The organism is Streptomyces sp. Je 1-4 4N24, from assembly GCF_026239515.1.
Taxonomy (GTDB): domain Bacteria; phylum Actinomycetota; class Actinomycetes; order Streptomycetales; family Streptomycetaceae; genus Streptomyces; species Streptomyces nigrescens.
Genome location: NZ_CP110836.1, coordinates 936,591 through 953,339, shown reverse-complemented (window position 1 = coordinate 953,339; position 16,749 = coordinate 936,591). Strand labels below are relative to the sequence as shown.

Here is a 16,749-nt window from a genome sequence, read left to right as displayed (position 1 = left end):
TTCCTGACGGAGCCCGATTCGATTGCGACATGTACGTACCCTGCCTCGCAGGCCGTCATCGGCCCGGCCCGGGACGGCGCGTCCCCGCCCGGATTCCCCGGCGCGGGGACGAGAAGAAGGGAGCAGGCCGCAGCCATGGTGACGAACGAGGCGGGGGCGGGCGCGCCGCACGGCCCCGGGGGAGCGCTGGAGGGGAAGGTGGCGCTGGTGGCCGGCGCCACACGGGGCGCCGGGCGGGCGATCGCGGTGGAACTCGCCCGCGCGGGCGCCGTCGTGTACGCGACCGGGCGCAGCAGCCGGACCGCGGGACGGTCGGAGATCAACCGGCCGGAGACGATCGAGGAGACCGGTGAGCTGATCACCGCGGCCGGGGGCACCGGGACGGCCCTGCGGGTGGACCACCTCGACAGCGACCAGGTCCGCGACCTCGTCCGGCGCATCGACCGGGACCACGGCCGCCTCGATGTCCTCGTCAACGACATCTTCGGCGGCGACACTTACGCCCAGTTCGGCACGACCCTGTGGGAGCACGACCTCAGCGGCGGGCTACGGATGCTGCGCATGGGCATCGACACCCATGCGATCACCAGCCATCACGCGCTGCCGCTGCTCATCCGGCGCCCCGGCGGGCTGGTGATCGAGATGACCGACGGGACCGCGGAGTACAACGCCGCCTACCGCCACCACGAGGGCTTCTACTACGACCTGGTCAAGGCGGCGGTGCAGCGGATGACGCTGGCCCAGAGCCATGAACTCGTGCCGCACGGCGCCTCCGCCGTCGCCGTGACCCCCGGCTGGCTGCGCTCGGAGAAGATGCTGGAGGCGTTCGGTGTGACCGAGGACAACTGGCGGGAAGCGACCGTCAACGTGCCGCATTTCTGCATTGCCGAGTCCCCGGTCTATGTCGCGCGGGCGGTTGTCGCGCTCGCCGCCGACCCGGACGTCGCGCGCTGGACGGGCAAGGTCGTCTCCAGCGGTCAACTCGCCCCCCTCTACGGGTTCACCGACACCGACGGCACCCGGCCGGACTGCTGGCGCTACCTCGCCGAGGTCCAGGAGCGGGACCTCCCCGCCGACGACACCGGTTACCGCTGACGGTTCCTGCCGGGGCGGCGGTGGAGGTCCGCGCCCGTTCTAGCCCGCCGTCTCGCCCGCGTGCGGCGTCAGCGTCCCCGCCGCGACCAGGGCGAACAGGGCTATGCCCAGGAGGATGCGGTAGATGACGAAGGGCATGAAGGACTTGTTGGAGATGAACTTCATGAACCATGCGATCACTGCATAGCCGACGACGAAGGCGATGACCGTGGCGAAGACGGTGGGGCCCCAGGAGACATGCCCCTCGCCGGCGTCCTTGAGCTCGTAGACGCCGGAGGCCAGTACTGCCGGGATGGCGAGCAGGAAGGAGTAACGGGCGGCGGATTCGCGGGTGTAGCCCATCAGGAGACCGCCGCTGATCGTGGCGCCGGAGCGGGAGACGCCGGGGACGAGCGCCATGGCCTGGCAGACGCCGTACAGGAGACCGTCCTTGACGCTGAGGTCGGTGAGGGTCTTGCGCTGCTGGGCGGCGCGGTGCCGGCCGCCGGTCTCGTCGCGGGCGGCCAGCCGGTCGGCGATGCCGAGGACCACACCCATGACGATGAGGGTGGTGGCGATCAGGCGCAGATCGCGGAACGGGCCCTCGATGGCGTCCTTGAGCGTGATGCCCAGCACACCGATCGGGATCGAGCCGACGATCACCAGCCAGCCCATCTGGGCGTCATGATCGTGCCGCAGCTCCCGGTTGAAGAGGGAGCGGGACCACGTCGAGATGATCCGCCCGATGTCCTTGCGGAAGTAGATGATGACGGCCGCTTCGGTGCCGATCTGCGTGATGGCGGTGAACGCCGCACCGGGGTCCTGCCAGCCGGCGAACGCCGCGGTCAAACGGAGATGCGCGCTGGAGGAGATGGGCAGGAACTCGGTCAGCCCTTGGACAAGTCCGAGGACGAAAGATTCAAACCAAGACATGGAAAATACGCTATCCAAGGGTGATCAAGCGCTGACCTGCGCGAGACGGGAGAAAGCGGACAGTGGCGGCGGATGCGGATCACCGCCGTCCCGGGCAGCGTAACGTCCGAAGATGTCCGGGCGACCAAAGGGGCCTGGACCTACCGTGCCCGCCCGCTGCGGCCGCTGCGGAATCCGTTGCCCGCCCCACCGCGTTCAGCGGCCGCGCAGCGTCTTCCGTTTGCGCCAGGCCACCACCAGTGCGCCCAGAGCGCTGACGGCGATGAAGCCCAGGGCGAGGAGAAAGACCGGCGAGGTGGGCGTGGAAGCACGCGCGCCGGCGACGGCATACGCCGCGGTGTTCGGGATGCTGCCGAGCGCCGTCGCGAGGAGGAAGGGGAACCAGCCCATCCGGGAGACCGCGGCGCAGTAGTTCGTGGCGCAGAACGGCAGACCGGGGAAGAGCCGGAGGGCCAGCATCGAGCGGAAGCCGTGCTCGCTCAACTGCCGGTCGGCGGCCGTCAGCCAGCGGGCGCGCAGCAACGGACGCAAGGCGTCCTGCCCGAGGAGCCGGCCGAGCCCGAATGCCAGCCCGGCGCCGAGCACCGTCCCGGCGAGGGCGGCGGCCAGTCCGGCCTGGCTGCCGAAGAGGGCGCCCGCCGCGAGGTTGAGGACCGGGCGCGGCACGAAAGCGGTCGTGCACCCGCCGTACGCCAGCGCGAAGAGCAGGATGGCGGCCGGGCCGGACAGGTGGCCGGGCCGGCCGCCGGTGAGGAGGTGCTGCGGCTGCCACAGCAGCATCGTGGCCGCGGCACAGGCCAGCAGGGTCACCAGCAGCCCGAGCCGGGCCCAGGGGGAGAACAGCACACGCGTGCAGCACGCGGCGAGGCCGTCGGGCGTTGCGGCGGGCGGGAACATCCGGGGAGCGTAACCGACAGCGGCGCCAGTAAGCCGTCATCCGGCCCGCACGCCCCCGGAGCCGAGCGCCTCGCCGTACCGCCCCGTCCGCGGACGGCATGCTCGATGCGCCCGATGACGTGTGCCGGGCGCTGCCAGGTCCCGGATGCGGCGGGCCGCCGTGCGCCGCCGGGCCGTATCGGAGGCCGGATAAATCGTTCGACGCCGGGGCGGCCGACCGGCACCATATGACGCATGTTCCGGCACGCCTTCCTCGCGCTCCCGTCCGCAGTCGCGGACGCGCCGAAGGCTGCCGTCGACCTCCTCACGGCCCTCGCCGCAGCGGTCTTCGCACCCGCAGGTGCCGCCTCGGTGGCTGCGGCAACCGCTGTCGCCGCAGCCGGTGTCCCGGCCGCCGCAGCCACCGACGGCGCACGAAGCTGACCCTCTCCGGATCGTTCCGGCGGACCCCGCAGGGGGAGGGTCGGCCGGGTTCAGGGGTCCCCACGGCGCCAAGTCGCCGTTCTCACCGCATTGTTGCGAGGAAGAACACCATGCCCAAGACGGCATATGTGCGCACCAAGCCGCACTTGAACATCGGCACCATGGGCCACGTCGACCACGGCAAGACCACCCTGACCGCGGCCATCACCAAGGTCCTCAGCGACCGGGGGAGTGGGACGTTCGTGCCGTTCGACCGGATCGACCGGGCCCCGGAGGAGGCCGCCCGCGGCATCACCATCAACATCTCGCATGTCGAGTACGAGACCGGCACCCGGCACTACGCCCATGTCGACATGCCCGGCCACGCCGACTTCATCAAGAACATGGTGACCGGGGCCGCGCAGCTCGACGGCGCGATCCTGGTCGTCTCCGCGCTCGACGGGATCATGCCGCAGACCGCCGAGCATGTGTTGCTCGCCAAGCAGGTGGGCGTCCGGCACATCGTCGTGGCCCTCAACAAGGCCGACGCCGGCGACCCGGAGCTCACCGACCTGGTGGAGCTGGAGGTGCGCGAACTGCTCAGCGCGCACGGCTATGACGGGGATCACGTCCCCGTCGTACGGGTCTCGGGGCTGCGCGCCCTGCAGGGCGACCTGCGCTGGACACAGGCGATCGAGGCGCTGCTGGACGCCGTGGACACCTATGTCCCGACGCCCGACCGGTATGTCGACGCGCCGTTCCTGCTGCCGGTGGAGAACGTGCTGACCATCACCGGGCGCGGCACGGTCGTCACCGGAGCCGTCGAGCGCGGCGCGGTGCGGGTCGGCGACCGGGTCGCGGTGCTCGGCGCGGAGACCGAGACGACGGTCACCGGGCTGGAGACGTTCGGCAAGCCCATGGAGTCCGCCGAGGCGGGCGACAATGTCGCGCTGCTGCTGCGCGGTCTCCACCGTGACCAGGTGCGCCGCGGGCATGTCGTCGCCGCGCCCGGCAGCGTCACACCGCGGCGCCGCTTCACCGCCGAGGTGTATGTGCTCTCCACCGAGGAGGGCGGTCGCCGGACGCCGCTGTCCACCGGCTACCGGCCGCAGTTCTACCTCCGCACCGCGGACGTCGTCGGCGACCTCGACCTCGGCGAGCGGGGCATCGCCCGTCCCGGCGAGACGGTGACGGTGTCGGTCGAACTGGGCCGGGAGGTGCCGCTGGAGCGGGGGCTGGGCTTCGCCATCCGCGAAGGCGGCCGGACCGTCGGCGCGGGCACGGTGCGCACCGTCGAGGACTGAAAAACCGCAGGTCATCAGGCTGTGCCCGGCGCCCTTTCCGGTGCCGGGCGCAGCCGCCCGCTGTCCCGGCGACGTACGGAGTGCGAGACTGCTCGCCACGGATGACGAGGGTGGCCCGGCCGCGCCGCACGGTGCGGCCGGTCGGCCGGGAGGCGCGAGGGAGAGCCCATGGCGGGTACGGCACTGGTCCTGGGCGGCGGCGGGCTCACCGGAATCGGCTGGGAGATCGGCATGCTCACCGGTCTCGCCGAGGCGGGCATCGACGTCACCGACGCCGATGTCGTCATCGGCACCTCCGCCGGATCGATCGTCGGCGCCCATCTCACCTCCCGGCAGCTGCCCCTGGAGGAGATGTACGAACGCCAGCTCGCCGTACCGGAGGCCCGCTCGGCCGCCCGTATGGGCACGGCCGCCCTGGCCCGGTTCGCGGCCATCGCGCTGCGCTCGCGGGACACGGTCTCCTTCGGCGTACGGATGGGGAAGCTGGCGCTCGCGGCCCGTACCGTCACCGAGGCGGAACAGCGCACGGTGATCGCCCGGACCCTGGGGCTGACCGACTGGCCGACCCGCCGGCTGGTGGTCACGGCGGTGGACGCGGCGACGGGCGAGCGGACCGCCTTCGACGACACGAGCGGGGTGGGGCTGCTCGACGCGGTGGGCGCGAGCTGCGCGGTCCCCGGCATCTATCCGCCGGTCACCATCGACGGCACCCGCTGGATCGACGGCGGGGTGCACTCCACCGCCAACGCCGATCTTGCCTCCGGATACGGCCGGGTGGTGGTGGTCGCGCCGATGGCGGCCTCCGGCGGGCCGATCGCCGGACCGCGGTCGCAGGGCGAGCGGCTGGTGCGCGGAGGCGCCAGGGCGTGTGTGATCACCCCCGACCGCGCGGCCAGGTCGGCGTTCGGCCGTAATGTCCTCGACCCTGCCAAGCGCGCGGACGCGGCCCGTGCGGGGCGCCGGCAGGCAGCCGTGCACGCGGCGGAGATCCGGCGGGTCTGGTCGGACTGACCGGCCGGCCGGTACCCGCGGCGCCCGGGGCCGGGGCGCCGGGGCCGCACCGGCACAATGGGACGGTGGACGAAGCACCCGAGCCGATACCCGTCACCCGGACCGTGGACTGCGGCACCGCCAAGCTGCTGCCGGACGTCGACCGGCCCCGCGCCTGGCTGCTGACCGTGGACGGCGCACCGCAGTCGTATGTGGACCTCGACGCGCCCGCGCATCTGGAGTTCGAGTACGTGCGCCGGATGGCACATGTCCTGGACGAGGTGGCCGCCCCGGGGCAGCCGCTCGACGTCCTGCATCTGGGCGGCGGAGCGCTGACCCTGCCGCGCTACCTCGCCGCCACCCGTCCGCACTCCCGGCAGGACGTCGTCGAGGCCGACCGCGGGCTGCTCGCCCTGGTGACGGAGCAGCTGCCGCTGCCCGGCGACTGCGGGATCACCGTGCATGCCGAGGACGCCCGTACGGCGCTGGAGGCGGCACCGGAGGACAGCGCCGATGTCATCGTGGCGGACGTCTTCGGCGGGTCACGGGTGCCGGCCCAGCTCACCTCGGTCGAGTACGCACGGGCCGCCGCGCGGGTGCTGCGGCCGGACGGCTGCTATGCGGCGAACCTCGCGGACAGCGCGCCGTTCGGCTTTCTGCGCGGCCAACTCGCCAATTTCGCCACGGTCTTCGAGCATCTCGCACTGATCGCCGAGCCCTCGGTGCTGCGCGGCCGCCGGTTCGGCAATGCCGTGCTGCTCGCCTCGCGCGCGCCGCTCCCCGTCGCCGCCCTGGCCCGGCGGACGGCCGGCGACGCCTTTCCGGCCCGGGTCGAGCACGGCACGGCGCTGCGGCGGCTGATCGCGGACGCGGTGCCCGTACGCGATGCCGAGGCGGTGGCGTCACCGGTGCCGCCGGACGGCGCGTTCAGCGTGGGCTGACCCCGGCCCGCTCCGGCGCGGCGCCGCCGCGGCCGGTCACTCCGCTTCCGCTGTGTCCGGTGCGGCCGTCTCGGCGGCGGGTGAGGCCGGTGCCCCGGCGGCCGGCTCCCTCTTCGGACGCCGCGTCAGACGCCGGATGTCGGGTACGCACAGCACCGCCGCCGTCAGCAGCACGATCACCGCCGAACAGCCCCACAGCGCGGCTGTCCGCCCGATGAGGTCCTGGACCGGGCCGGCCAGAGCGGTGGCCAGTGGGACCATGGCCAGCGACCCGAGCCAGTCGTAGGACGAGACCCGGGAGAACTTCTCCTCGGGGATCTCCTGGTGCAGCGCCGTCATCCACGTCACCGCGAAGACCTCGATCGCGATCCCGGTGCCGAACATGATCGCGGTGAGTCCGGCCACGGGCAGCGGGACGGCGAGCGCGGCGGACGGGAGGGCGAGCGGGAAGACACACAACGCACCGGTCAGCAGCATGCGGCGTGGTTTCACCCGGGCCATCAGCAGGGCGCCGCCCACGGTGCCCACACCGAACGCGGCAAGCGCCAGCCCCCAGGGGCCGGGGCCGCCCAGATGCTGCTCGGCGACCAAGGGCCCGTAGACCGCCTCGGCGGCCGACACCACCGCATTGACGAGGGAGAACTGCACCACCACCGCCCACAGCCAGGGCCGGGAGGCCACCTCCCGCCAGCCGTCCCGCAGATCGTGCAGCATCCCGCCGCCGGGGGCCCGCTCGGGAACCCCGCTGACGTCGAGGAAGGCGCGCAGCGCCGCCGCGAGGGCGAAGGCGGCGGAGTCGACGGCCAGCACCCAGCCGGGCCCGACCGCGGCGACCAGCGCGCCGCCCAGTGCCGCGCCGCCGATGTTCGCGCCGTTCATGCCCATGCGGTACACGGCGAAGGCGCGCCGCGCCTGGTCGCCGGAGACGCTGGCGAGCACCATGCCCTCGGAGGCCGGCGCGAAGAACGCCTGCCCGGTGCCGCCGAGCGCGGCCAGCAGCGCCATCTGCCACAGCTGCGGCTCCCCGGCCAGTACGAGCAGCGCGAACAGGCCTTGGGAGCCACAGCTGAGGACGTTCGCGGCGACCATCACGCGATGCCGGGGGAGCCGGTCGGCGACCGCGCCGCCGATCAGCAGGAAGAAGATCAGCGGGATCGTCCGCGCCGCGGCGACCAGGCCGACATCGGTGGCGGAGCCGCCGGCGGCGAACACCGCGAAGGCGGTCGCGATCAGCGCGCCGGAGCTGCCGAGGTTCGCGATCACCGTGGCTCCGGTGAGCAGCAGATAGTTGCGCCCCGCCCATGAGGGGACGGTCCTCACCACGAACGCACCGGCCGGGAAGGTGCCGTGGCGGACCGCTTCCGGCTCGGGTTGTCCGGTCGGCGCACGGGGTGTGCCGGGAACGTCACCCGTCCGTCTCCGCTGTGCTGCTGTCCTGGCCACATGGGCGTCAACGGTATTGCTGGGCACGGCGCGGGCACCACCGGGGTATCGCCCGGCGTCCGGCGACGGGCCGGCCCGTGAGGCGGTCGGCTCTTCCCACCTAAGCTACCGCTAGGTAACCTGGCCTCATGTCCTCCGAGACCCTGCCGTCGATCGGCGAAATGATGGCGGCATCCGTGCCGATGGCCCGCACCCTGAACCTCGACTTCGCCGAGACCACCGCCGAGCGCGCCGTGGTCCGCATGCCCGACCAGCCCGACTTCCACAACCACGTCGGCGGTCCGCACGCCGGCGCGATGTTCACCCTCGCCGAGTCGGCGAGCGGCGCCATCGTGATGGCGGCCTTCGGCGACCAGCTCGGCCGCGCGGTGCCCCTGGCGGTGCGCGCCGAGATCGGCTACAAGAAGCTCGCCATGGGGCCGGTCACCGCCACCGCGGAGCTGGGCCGCCCGGTGGCCGAGATCGTCGCCGAGCTCGACGCCGGAGAGCGTCCGGAATTCCCCGTGAACATCGCCATCACCCGCGAGGACGGCGCGGTGACCGGCGAGATGAGCATCGTGTGGACCCTGCGCCCCAATAAGTGAGCCGCTCCCCTGTGGGGCTCTCACGGCCCGCCGTGCACCGCGCGGCGGGCCGTCGTCACGTCCGGGCGCCAGATGTTGCATACCGCACGTGGATTCGGTCCCCGGGCGGCCCCATCGAGTAGGCTTCCCGGGCGCGCTGCGGTGCGCCAGGGGATCGACCGGCACGGTGTCACGGACGTCGGCCACGGCCGCCCACGGGGGCCCTACACCAGCGGAGGAATCGGCGTTGCACATCCAGGAGTGGCTCGAGTCGGTACCGGCCGTGAGCGTGTACCTCCTGGTGGGGGTGGTCATCGGACTGGAGAGCCTGGGCATTCCGCTGCCCGGCGAGATCGTCCTCGTCAGCGCCGCGATTCTCGCGGCGACCCAGGACCACATCAATCCGTACGTGCTGGGTGGCTGTGCCACCGCCGGCGCGATCATCGGTGACTCCATCGGGTATCTGATCGGACGCAAGGGGGGCCAGCCCCTGTTGCAATGGGCCGGCCGCAAGTTCCCCAAGCACTTCGGCCCCGACCATGTCGCGATGGCCGAGGCGAAGTTCGACAAGTGGGGTATGTGGGCGGTCTTCTTCGGCCGTTTCGTCGCACTGCTGCGCATCTTCGCCGGGCCGCTCGCCGGTGTCCTGAAGATGCCGTACTGGAAGTTCCTGATCGCCAACGTCCTCGGCGGCATCGTCTGGGCCGGCGGTACGACCGCGCTGATCTACAGCGTGGGCATCGTCGCCGAGTCCTGGCTCAAGCGCTTCTCCTGGCTCGGGCTGGTCGCCGCCCTGCTGTTCGGCATCGGCTCCTTCGTCCTCATGAAGCACCGGGCGAAGAAGGCCGCCGCCGCGCGCGCGGTGGAGGAGAGCCCGGTCGTCGCGACGGTCGACTGACCGCGCGCCGCTTCGTACGGCTTTACCCGTGAGCCCCAACTGCCCCTGAAAACGGGCGGTTGGGGCTCACGGGCTACATAACTCGGCCACAGGCCAGAGTCGTTCGGGCCGGTCGCGGCGCGATGTCGCCTCAGGTCATCAGCCAGACGTCGGGTCCGCCATCCCGCCATTCGAAGAGGCCGGTGTCGTCCCAGACGAAGGTCGTGGTGCAGAAACCGGCCCGGCGCAGGATCGCGGCCACGTCACCAGGGCGCAGCGCTCGACCCAGATCCTGTCCGTAGAGCGTCACACGGCGACCGCCTGTACAGGGCGGATGCACGATCACGGGGGCACGCTTCATATCCCCAGCATGCGACCGGCCCGCCGCCCCCGCATCCCGAGCGCGAGCGGTCCGTCACACAGCGTGTCCGACCCGTCGGGCGGCCACCGGCCACCCCGGTCCTCAAGGCCCCGCCCGCAGCCGCGAGAAGAACGGCTGCGGCGGTACGTCCGGTCCGCCGGGCCGCCACCACGGGTCCTCCTCGTCATGGTCCGGCAGCGGCTCCCCGCCGCGCGCCTCACGTCGCAGACCGGCCAGCATGTGGTGGGCGCCCGCGATGAACAGCGGGTCACCGATGAGCTCTTTGGCCGCCAGCGCCGTACGGCAGGCCCGCAGCGCCGCCGCCGGCACCCCATGGACGCGCTCGGTCGCCGCACAGGCATAGAGGACCGTCGAGTACAGCCAGAAATCGCCGTCCGAGTGCCGGGACTCCCAGGCACGACGAGCCGCCGCCCGGGCCCGCTCCGCGTCGAGCGACGACAGGGCGACGGCGAGCAGCGCCCAGCTGTGGGCGGGCCCCGGCCCGAACCACGGATCCCTGGAACGGTGTCCGGCCGCCTCCTCCAGACAGGCCACCGCCGCCGCAGTGTTCCCGCGGTACAGCTCCAGTACGCCGTGCGCATGCGCGATACGGGCCAGCCCGTCGGAGTCCGCATGCATCACGGCCGCCGTCCAGGCCTGGTCGAGCAGCGCCTCCGCGGCGCCGGGCGCGTCCTCCTGCGCCGCGAGATAGCCGGCCAGCCACAGCGCCCGGGCCCGCAGCGCGGTGTCGTCCCGCGAGAGCAGCAGCAGCCGGTCCAGATGCGCCCGCCCCTCGCGGCGGAAGCCACAGGCCGCCCAGTGGAACCACAGCGACACCGCGATCTCCAGTGCGCCGAGCGCATCCTCCGCGTCCTGCGGGGGCCGGGTCAGCGCGGCGTCGAGGTTGGCCTGTTCGTCCTCCACCAGGCGCACGGCGACCTGCTGATTCGGGCCCTGCCAGGCGATCTGGGCCTCGGCCGCGAGCGCCGCACAGGCCTGCCGGAACCGTCGCAGCGCCGCGGACTCCTCGCCCGCCTCGCGCAGTTGTGTCCGTCCGAAGTCGCGGGCCGCGCGCGGGAGTCGGTAGCGCGGTGGCAGCGCCGCCCCGGTGTCGTCCTGCGCGCCGCCGTCCCGTACGCGCTCGATCACCGAGGCGGTGAGGAGCCGTTCCAGCGCGCCCTCGACGGCTGCCGCAGGAACGTCACAGCTGGTGCAGACACAACCGGCGAGCCAGGGATCGAAATCGCCGGGCAGCACCGAGAGCCTCGCCCAGACCCGCCGGTCGGTGGGCGAGCAGAGGGCGTAGCCCGCGGCCTGCGCGGCGTAGAGCGAGGTGTGCCGCACGGTGGCCGCCGGACCCGACCAGAACAGCGGACCGTCCGACCCCACCTGCGCCGCGAGCTGCGGCAGCGACATCCGGTCCAGCTGCTGCGCGGCCAGCGTGATCGCCAGCGGCGAGCCCTCCAGCGCCTGGCAGACGGCGACCAGGAGCTCCGGTGTGGCGGGTCCGGTCCGTGCGGCCAGCAGCTCGACGGCCGGCCCGGCGATCCCCTCGCCCAGCGTCACCGGAAGCGGTGCGATCTCGACGACCCGCTCCTCGGGCAGTCCGAGCGCACCACGCGCGCTCGCCACGATGCGCAGCGTCGGATCGGCCCGCAGCAGTTGGCGCACGAGCTGTGCGCACTCGTCGCGCATCGGGTCACAGTCGTCCAGCAGCACGGTCGCGCGATACCGGCGGCAGTGCGCGGCGAGCGCGGCCATCGCCGTATGGTCCGCCGGAGTAGGCCCTGTTGGGGCGTCCGTCCGCCCCGCCCGGCCGCCCACCGGTTCGCCGACGCAGGACGGGGCGGTCCGCCGGACGAGGGCCGTCGCGGCGTCCCGGCGGGCGCTGTCCGCCGACTGTGCCGCCCGGAGCAGTGTCGCCGGCAGCCCGCCCTCGGCCGGCCCGTCCCAGCAGCCGACCCGGAGGATCGTGCCGTCGTGCCGGGCGGTGTGCTCCTCCAGGACGGCGCGGGCCAGCACGCTCTTGCCCACTCCCGCGGGTCCGGTCAGCGTCACGAGCGGCGCGCTGCCCAGCAGCCCGGACACCAGCTCATGCTCAACGGCCCGGCCCACTACGCCGGGCAGTGGCCGGCGATCGGCCCTCGCGGTCATCGGTCATCCCCAACCACGGCACAGCGCCGCGCCCTTCGGAATTGGGAACCAACCTTGCCAGAACCGACCGTCCGGTAAACAACCCGTGGCCTCATCGAACGAGGGAAACACGGCCGGTGTACTTGACGTGCAGGGACGTCTCCGTGCGGAGCCGGGAGCGCGGACCACCAGGTCAGAGTGGCCGGGGTCGGGGCCGGGGGCGCTGCGGACGATCTTAAAGTGGTGTCTTTCGACCGGTGGCGCAGTGGCAGCGTGGCTGCCCGCAGCCGGTCCGAGGAACCGAGGAGAACGTCCCGATGAAGTGCCTGCGCGTCCGCGCTGCGGTGAGTGTGGTGGCTCTGGGGCTGCTGGCCGGTTGCGGTGACGGCAGGGACTTCGTGGACGCATCGAGCGTTCCCCGGCTGCCGGCCCATGCCGCGGACGCCCTCAACGGACAGCCCCGGGTGGTGCCACCCCGCGGGCCGCGCTCGTCCTTCACCACCTTCCGTGCGACGGGGGGCGACGGCACCCGGGTCGTGACGACGAAGTGGCACGGCCGCAAGTCCGGTTTCACGGGCGACATATGGGCCTGGGTGCCGCCCCAGTACCACCAGGCGCGGTACGCGAAGAGCGGCTTCCCGGTGCTGATCGCGCTGCCCGGCGCCTACGGCTATCCGTTCAACTACTGGGCAGGGGAGGCCTTCGCGCTGGAGGAGCGGATCGCGGAGTGGTCGCGGCGGGGCAAGACGCTGCCGTTCATCGTCGTGATGCCGGTGCTCAATCCGGGCAGGACGTACTACGACGGCAGCGACATCCCTGGGCAACCCAAAATGGGCACCTGGCTGACCGAGGACGTACCGGACTTCGCGCGGGCCAACTTCCGTACGTACGACAGCCGTGACGGCTGGGCCTTCATGGGGTCCTCGTCCGGAGGCTTCGCCGCGCTGAAGGCCGTCCTGAAGGAGCCGCAGAAGTTCAAGGCGGCCGTCGTCAACGGCCCTGACACCGCGCCGGATTCACCGCTGTGGCAGGGGCATCCGGCCGAGATGCGCGCCAATGACCCACGCCACCTGGCGCGGCAGCTGGCCGCGCGCAACGGCCTGCCGGTCCACCTCGCCTTCGAGCTCGGCAGCAGGGAGGCGGCGGTGCCCGATGTGAAGCGCTTCATCAGGGACTACACCGGCGGGCTGGTCCACGCCACGCTCTTCGAGATACCGGACGGTGTGCACAGCGGGCACACCTACATCCAGCGGATGGCCGACTCGCTGCACTGGATCAGCGCGCAGATGCAGGGCCCCGTACCGTCCGTGTGACGCACCGTCGCCTGGCCGGACGCACCGCGGGGGGCTCCTGTTGCCGAAACCGGGCCACCGGCAAGAATTGTCCGTGACCCGGCACGGTGGGCACGGCCGGTGTCCGATGTGTGCCCATGGGAAGGAGAACCGTGCGGAATCTGCGAGCTGTCGGCCTGGTGCTGGCCGGTACGGCTCTGCTGGCAGGGAGCCTCACGGCGGGCAGCCGGTGGCTGACGGACCGGGACACGATCAGTGAGGTGGACGGGACGTCCGACGCCGTCCCGCGCGATGAGGTCGCCCGCTCGATCTCCGGCCATCTGTCGCTGCCGGTGATCCCCAGGGGACCGCGCTCGGTCGACTGCGCGAGGGACCTGCGTGCCGTCAAGGGGGCCCGGACCCGCTGCACGGCCCACTACCTGCGGGGGACGGACCGGGACATGACCGTGCGGGTCGTCCGGGTCCGCGGCGGCGAGATCACCTATGTCCATGACGCGCCACATCGCTGACGTTTGCTGACCGCTCCTGCGCGTTGCGTTCGCTATGCCACAGGGCCGTGCATCAACGGTCCGTCAGGACGCGGTCTGTCCGGTTGCGCCGCCAGGACCGGCATCAACACCCAATGGCCCCAAAGGCGGCCTTTGTTGAATCTGCTTCAGTTGAAGCAACTGTTCAGATCGCCGTTGGACGACGGGTGTTGCTGTGATGCTAAGATCATCGCACTTGCCAACCGGGTAGTCACCTGCTAAGGCAAGAAAGAAATTCCGCGCATTGGCCTAAGAAAACCGCCACCCCGGGGAGAACTATGCCATTAGCCGGCCCTTCGATGGCTTTCTGGCAGGCGACTGTGCGCGGCCGTATACGTATGTCTGGGACCGCGAATGATTCTCTACGCCGCAGCCAGACATACGACACCTGGTGGCTCCGTCGTCCGAAGAGAGTCTTATGACGCAATACTTCCAGGATCCAGCGTTCTGGGGATTGATCGCTGGTACCCCTGTTGCCGCAACCGCGATTATTCGCGGCAGAATGAAGATCACGGAGCTTCGAAAAGAGAAGGCCGAGCTCAAGCAGCACTACGCCAATCTTGAAGATCACTACACGGAGGCCGTCGAAGAGGCCAAGGACCGGGCCGAAGAGGCCACCAAGACCACGCTGAAGGCCGCCATGCGGACCCTGCAGGGTCTGGCGAGTGAACAGCAGCTGGCGATTTCCAAGCTGCAGGAGACATACGGCGAGCACAAGATCCTTCAGGACCTGCTCGACATCGACCACATGAATTCGCAGTTCGCGCGGCGGGCCCAGTCCATCGCCGTGCTCTGTGACGGCTGGCTCGGCCGGCGGCGGAACAACGCCTCGCTCTACGATGTGGTCCGCAGCGCGAAGGGCCGTATTCGCCACTTCACGCGCGTCGAGATCCGGTCGCAGAGTAATTTCGCCATCGTGAGCCGCGCCGTGGAACCGGTGGCGCTGGTGCTTGCCGAACTGCTGGACAACGCCACCAGCTATTCGGCGCCGGAAACGATGATCGAGATCAATATCCGGCCGGTGCCCAAGGGCGTCTGCATCATCGTCGACGACGCCGGTGTCGGTATGAACGAGGAGGAGAAGGCACGAGCCGCTCAGCTGCTGTCGAGCGAGAATTCGGCCAGTGTCTCCAGCCTCGGCAACCCGCCGCAGTTCGGATTCACCGTCATGGGTGTGCTCGCCGCCCGCTACGGATTCACTGTGTCGGTGGATTCCACCTCTCCCTACGGTGGCGTGCGCGCGGTCGTCCTGCTCCCCGACGATCTACTGACGTCTCTGCACGAGCCCGAGGAGAGTCCTGCCGTGGCCGCGTCCGCTCCGTTGCCGCCTGAGAACCCTCCTGGTCAACCGGCCTATGGAACCCCGGCTCCGCCCGTGCCCGGATACCCGGCGGCCGGCTCCCCGGCCCCCGGCCCGGCGCCCCTGGGGCAGCCGGCCGAACCCCGCCCGGTTCCCGAGACGACGGCCGGCGGTCTGCCGAAGCGGCGCCGCCGCGGTGCGATTTCCATTGTGCCGACCGAATCCGAGAGCACGGAAACTCCGGCCCGCGACAGCGCAAAGGCGGCGTCCGTGATGGGCGCATTCCAGCGCGGCACGCAATCCGGCCGCCGATCCACCAATGCAAGCAATGAAGGGCCTGAGGTTCAGTGAACTACGATCTGTCGTGGATGCTTGACAGTGCTCTGGAATTGCCCGAAGCGCAGCATGCCATCCTCGTCTCCGCCGATGGTCTGCTCATGGCCCGTTCGAAGGAAGTCGGCCGGGACCACGCCGATACCGTCGCCGCCGCCATGAGCGGAATGCAGTCGCTGAGCCGTACGGTCGCCGACTTCTGCCACGGTGGTGCGGCCGCCAACCGGCCGCAATGGCGGCAGACGCTGGTCGAGTTCGACCATGGCTGGGTCTTCCTCATCTCGGCCGGTGAAGGCGCCTATCTCGCGGTTTCGGCGTCGCCCGATGTCGACATGGCAGAGATCACGTTCCGTATGCAACAGCTGGTGGGCCAGCTCGGTAAGGCACTGACCAGTCCGCCGCGAGAGAGGGCTGATATCCAGCCATGACGACCGATGACGAGCCGGAGCTGGAACACGAAGCAGCGGAATTAGTACGGCCGTACGTCATCACCAACGGCCGCGATCTTCTTGACGGCGATGAATTCTCACTCATCACCCTGGTCACCGTGCAGGCGGATCCGCCTCGTACGAAACCCCTTGATCCGGAGAAGCTCAGCCTGCTGGAGCTGTGTTCGGGGGGCTTCCTCTCGATCGCCGAGATAGCCGGGCACACCCAGCTGCCGGTGGGTGTCGTCAAGATTCTGGTGTCCGATCTCGCGCAGGAGGGATTTCTCTACTCTCGTGCGCCCATACCTAGCGCTCAGCTTGTCGACCGGCAAATCCTAGAGGAGGTGCTGAATGGGCTCCAGGCTCGCTTTGGATGACGGCGTGTACCTGCGCAATTCAGTGCAGACCGCGGCAAAGATCCTCGTGGTCGGACACTTCGCCGTGGGAAAGACGACATTCATCGGGACCATGTCCGAGATTCCGCCGCTGCGGACCGAAGAGGTAATGACCCAGGCGGGTGCCGGAATTGACGATCCGAAAGGCGCACCCAACAAGACCACGACCACCGTCGCCATGGACTTCGGCCGGCTCACGCTCAGCGAGAAGCTGGTCCTCTATCTGTTCGGAACGCCCGGCCAGCAGCGCTTCGTTCAGGTCTGGGAGGACATGACGCGGGGTGCGCTCGGGGCGCTGGTCCTGGTCGACCCCCAGCGGCTCGACGAGTCCTTCCCTGTCATGGACCTGGTGGAACACTATGGAATCCCCTACGCCATCGCCGTGAACCGTTTCGACGGGACGCCCGCGCACTCGCTCGACGAGATCCGGGAGGCACTGGACCTGCTTCCTGAGACACCGGTGATGAGCTGTGACGCACGGGACCAACGTTCCTCGGCGGATTCACTGATCGCGCTCGTCCGATATCTCCAGTCCCGCCTCAACTAGGAGTTCAGG

The 16,749-nt window shown here is 70.8% G+C and carries 18 protein-coding genes; 13 read left to right on the top strand and 5 right to left on the bottom strand.

Translation table 11 applies throughout. The features are described from left to right. Positions 1-135: 135 nt before the first annotated feature. Positions 136-1,095: an SDR family oxidoreductase gene (locus tag SLV14N_RS03885; RefSeq protein WP_263268056.1), complete on the top strand. Its 960-nt coding sequence runs from the start codon at positions 136-138 to the stop codon at positions 1,093-1,095. 39 nt (positions 1,096-1,134) lie between these two features. Here SLV14N_RS03885 and SLV14N_RS03880 read toward each other — a convergent pair whose 3' ends face one another. After that, entirely contained in the window at positions 1,135-2,007 is an 873-nt protein-coding gene (locus tag SLV14N_RS03880) for an undecaprenyl-diphosphate phosphatase (protein WP_208679742.1), read from the bottom strand. Between the two features lie 195 nt (positions 2,008-2,202). Next, positions 2,203-2,904, bottom strand: coding sequence for a TVP38/TMEM64 family protein (locus tag SLV14N_RS03875; protein ID WP_263268055.1), 702 nt, complete (start codon positions 2,902-2,904; stop codon positions 2,203-2,205). A 234-nt stretch (positions 2,905-3,138) separates the two neighbouring features. Here SLV14N_RS03875 and SLV14N_RS03870 point away from each other — a divergent pair, with 234 nt between their 5' ends. From SLV14N_RS03870 to SLV14N_RS03855, 4 genes are all read left to right on the top strand, one after another. Further along, a complete protein-coding gene (locus SLV14N_RS03870) occupies positions 3,139-3,327 on the top strand; it encodes a hypothetical protein (protein WP_263268053.1) in 189 nt (62 codons plus the stop codon). Between the two features lie 110 nt (positions 3,328-3,437). Continuing rightward, positions 3,438-4,610: an elongation factor Tu gene (tuf, locus tag SLV14N_RS03865; protein WP_263268051.1), complete on the top strand. Its 1,173-nt coding sequence runs from the start codon at positions 3,438-3,440 to the stop codon at positions 4,608-4,610. Between the two features lie 168 nt (positions 4,611-4,778). Beyond that, a complete protein-coding gene (locus SLV14N_RS03860; protein WP_263268049.1) occupies positions 4,779-5,621 on the top strand; it encodes a patatin-like phospholipase family protein in 843 nt (280 codons plus the stop codon). 65 nt (positions 5,622-5,686) lie between these two features. Then, on the top strand, positions 5,687-6,541 hold the full coding sequence (locus SLV14N_RS03855) for a spermidine synthase (RefSeq protein ID WP_263268047.1): 855 nt from the start codon (positions 5,687-5,689) through the stop codon (positions 6,539-6,541). 36 nt (positions 6,542-6,577) lie between these two features. Here SLV14N_RS03855 and SLV14N_RS03850 read toward each other — a convergent pair whose 3' ends face one another. Then, on the bottom strand, positions 6,578-7,861 hold the full coding sequence (locus tag SLV14N_RS03850; protein WP_263273014.1) for an MFS transporter: 1,284 nt from the start codon (positions 7,859-7,861) through the stop codon (positions 6,578-6,580). A 251-nt stretch (positions 7,862-8,112) separates the two neighbouring features. Here SLV14N_RS03850 and SLV14N_RS03845 point away from each other — a divergent pair, with 251 nt between their 5' ends. Together SLV14N_RS03845 and SLV14N_RS03840 are read left to right on the top strand one after the other, a co-directional pair. Continuing rightward, positions 8,113-8,568 carry a DUF4442 domain-containing protein gene (locus tag SLV14N_RS03845; protein WP_208679736.1) on the top strand — a complete coding sequence of 152 codons (456 nt, stop codon included), beginning with the start codon at positions 8,113-8,115 and terminating at the stop codon, positions 8,566-8,568. 226 nt (positions 8,569-8,794) lie between these two features. Further along, entirely contained in the window at positions 8,795-9,445 is a 651-nt protein-coding gene (locus SLV14N_RS03840) for a DedA family protein (protein ID WP_263268046.1), read from the top strand. A 130-nt stretch (positions 9,446-9,575) separates the two neighbouring features. On the opposite strand, the gene SLV14N_RS03835 is transcribed toward SLV14N_RS03840, so the two are convergent. Continuing rightward, positions 9,576-9,785, bottom strand: coding sequence for a hypothetical protein (locus SLV14N_RS03835; protein ID WP_167540486.1), 210 nt, complete (start codon positions 9,783-9,785; stop codon positions 9,576-9,578). Positions 9,786-9,887: 102 nt separating this feature from the next. Then, a complete protein-coding gene (locus SLV14N_RS03830) occupies positions 9,888-11,939 on the bottom strand; it encodes an AAA family ATPase (RefSeq protein ID WP_263268044.1) in 2,052 nt (683 codons plus the stop codon). Positions 11,940-12,235: 296 nt separating this feature from the next. Here SLV14N_RS03830 and SLV14N_RS03825 point away from each other — a divergent pair, with 296 nt between their 5' ends. The 6 genes from SLV14N_RS03825 to SLV14N_RS03800 all read left to right on the top strand — a co-directional run bounded on the left by SLV14N_RS03825 (position 12,236) and on the right by SLV14N_RS03800 (position 16,740). Continuing rightward, positions 12,236-13,231, top strand: coding sequence for an esterase family protein (locus tag SLV14N_RS03825; protein WP_263268043.1), 996 nt, complete (start codon positions 12,236-12,238; stop codon positions 13,229-13,231). Between the two features lie 131 nt (positions 13,232-13,362). Further along, on the top strand, positions 13,363-13,719 hold the full coding sequence (locus tag SLV14N_RS03820; protein WP_263268041.1) for a DUF4333 domain-containing protein: 357 nt from the start codon (positions 13,363-13,365) through the stop codon (positions 13,717-13,719). Positions 13,720-14,155: 436 nt separating this feature from the next. Further along, on the top strand, positions 14,156-15,388 hold the full coding sequence (locus SLV14N_RS03815) for an ATP-binding protein (protein WP_208679732.1): 1,233 nt from the start codon (positions 14,156-14,158) through the stop codon (positions 15,386-15,388). Continuing rightward, positions 15,385-15,798 carry a roadblock/LC7 domain-containing protein gene (locus SLV14N_RS03810; RefSeq protein ID WP_018092498.1) on the top strand — a complete coding sequence of 138 codons (414 nt, stop codon included), beginning with the start codon at positions 15,385-15,387 and terminating at the stop codon, positions 15,796-15,798. Before SLV14N_RS03815 ends, SLV14N_RS03810 begins: the two co-directional genes overlap by 4 nt. Then, entirely contained in the window at positions 15,795-16,175 is a 381-nt protein-coding gene (locus SLV14N_RS03805) for a DUF742 domain-containing protein (RefSeq protein WP_018092499.1), read from the top strand. Before SLV14N_RS03810 ends, SLV14N_RS03805 begins: the two co-directional genes overlap by 4 nt. Next, the gene (locus SLV14N_RS03800; protein WP_208679731.1) at positions 16,150-16,740 is read left to right on the top strand and encodes an ATP/GTP-binding protein; all 591 of its coding nucleotides are present in this window, start codon (positions 16,150-16,152) and stop codon (positions 16,738-16,740) included. The genes SLV14N_RS03805 and SLV14N_RS03800 overlap by 26 nt, the downstream gene beginning before the upstream one ends. Positions 16,741-16,749: the final 9 nt, after the last annotated feature.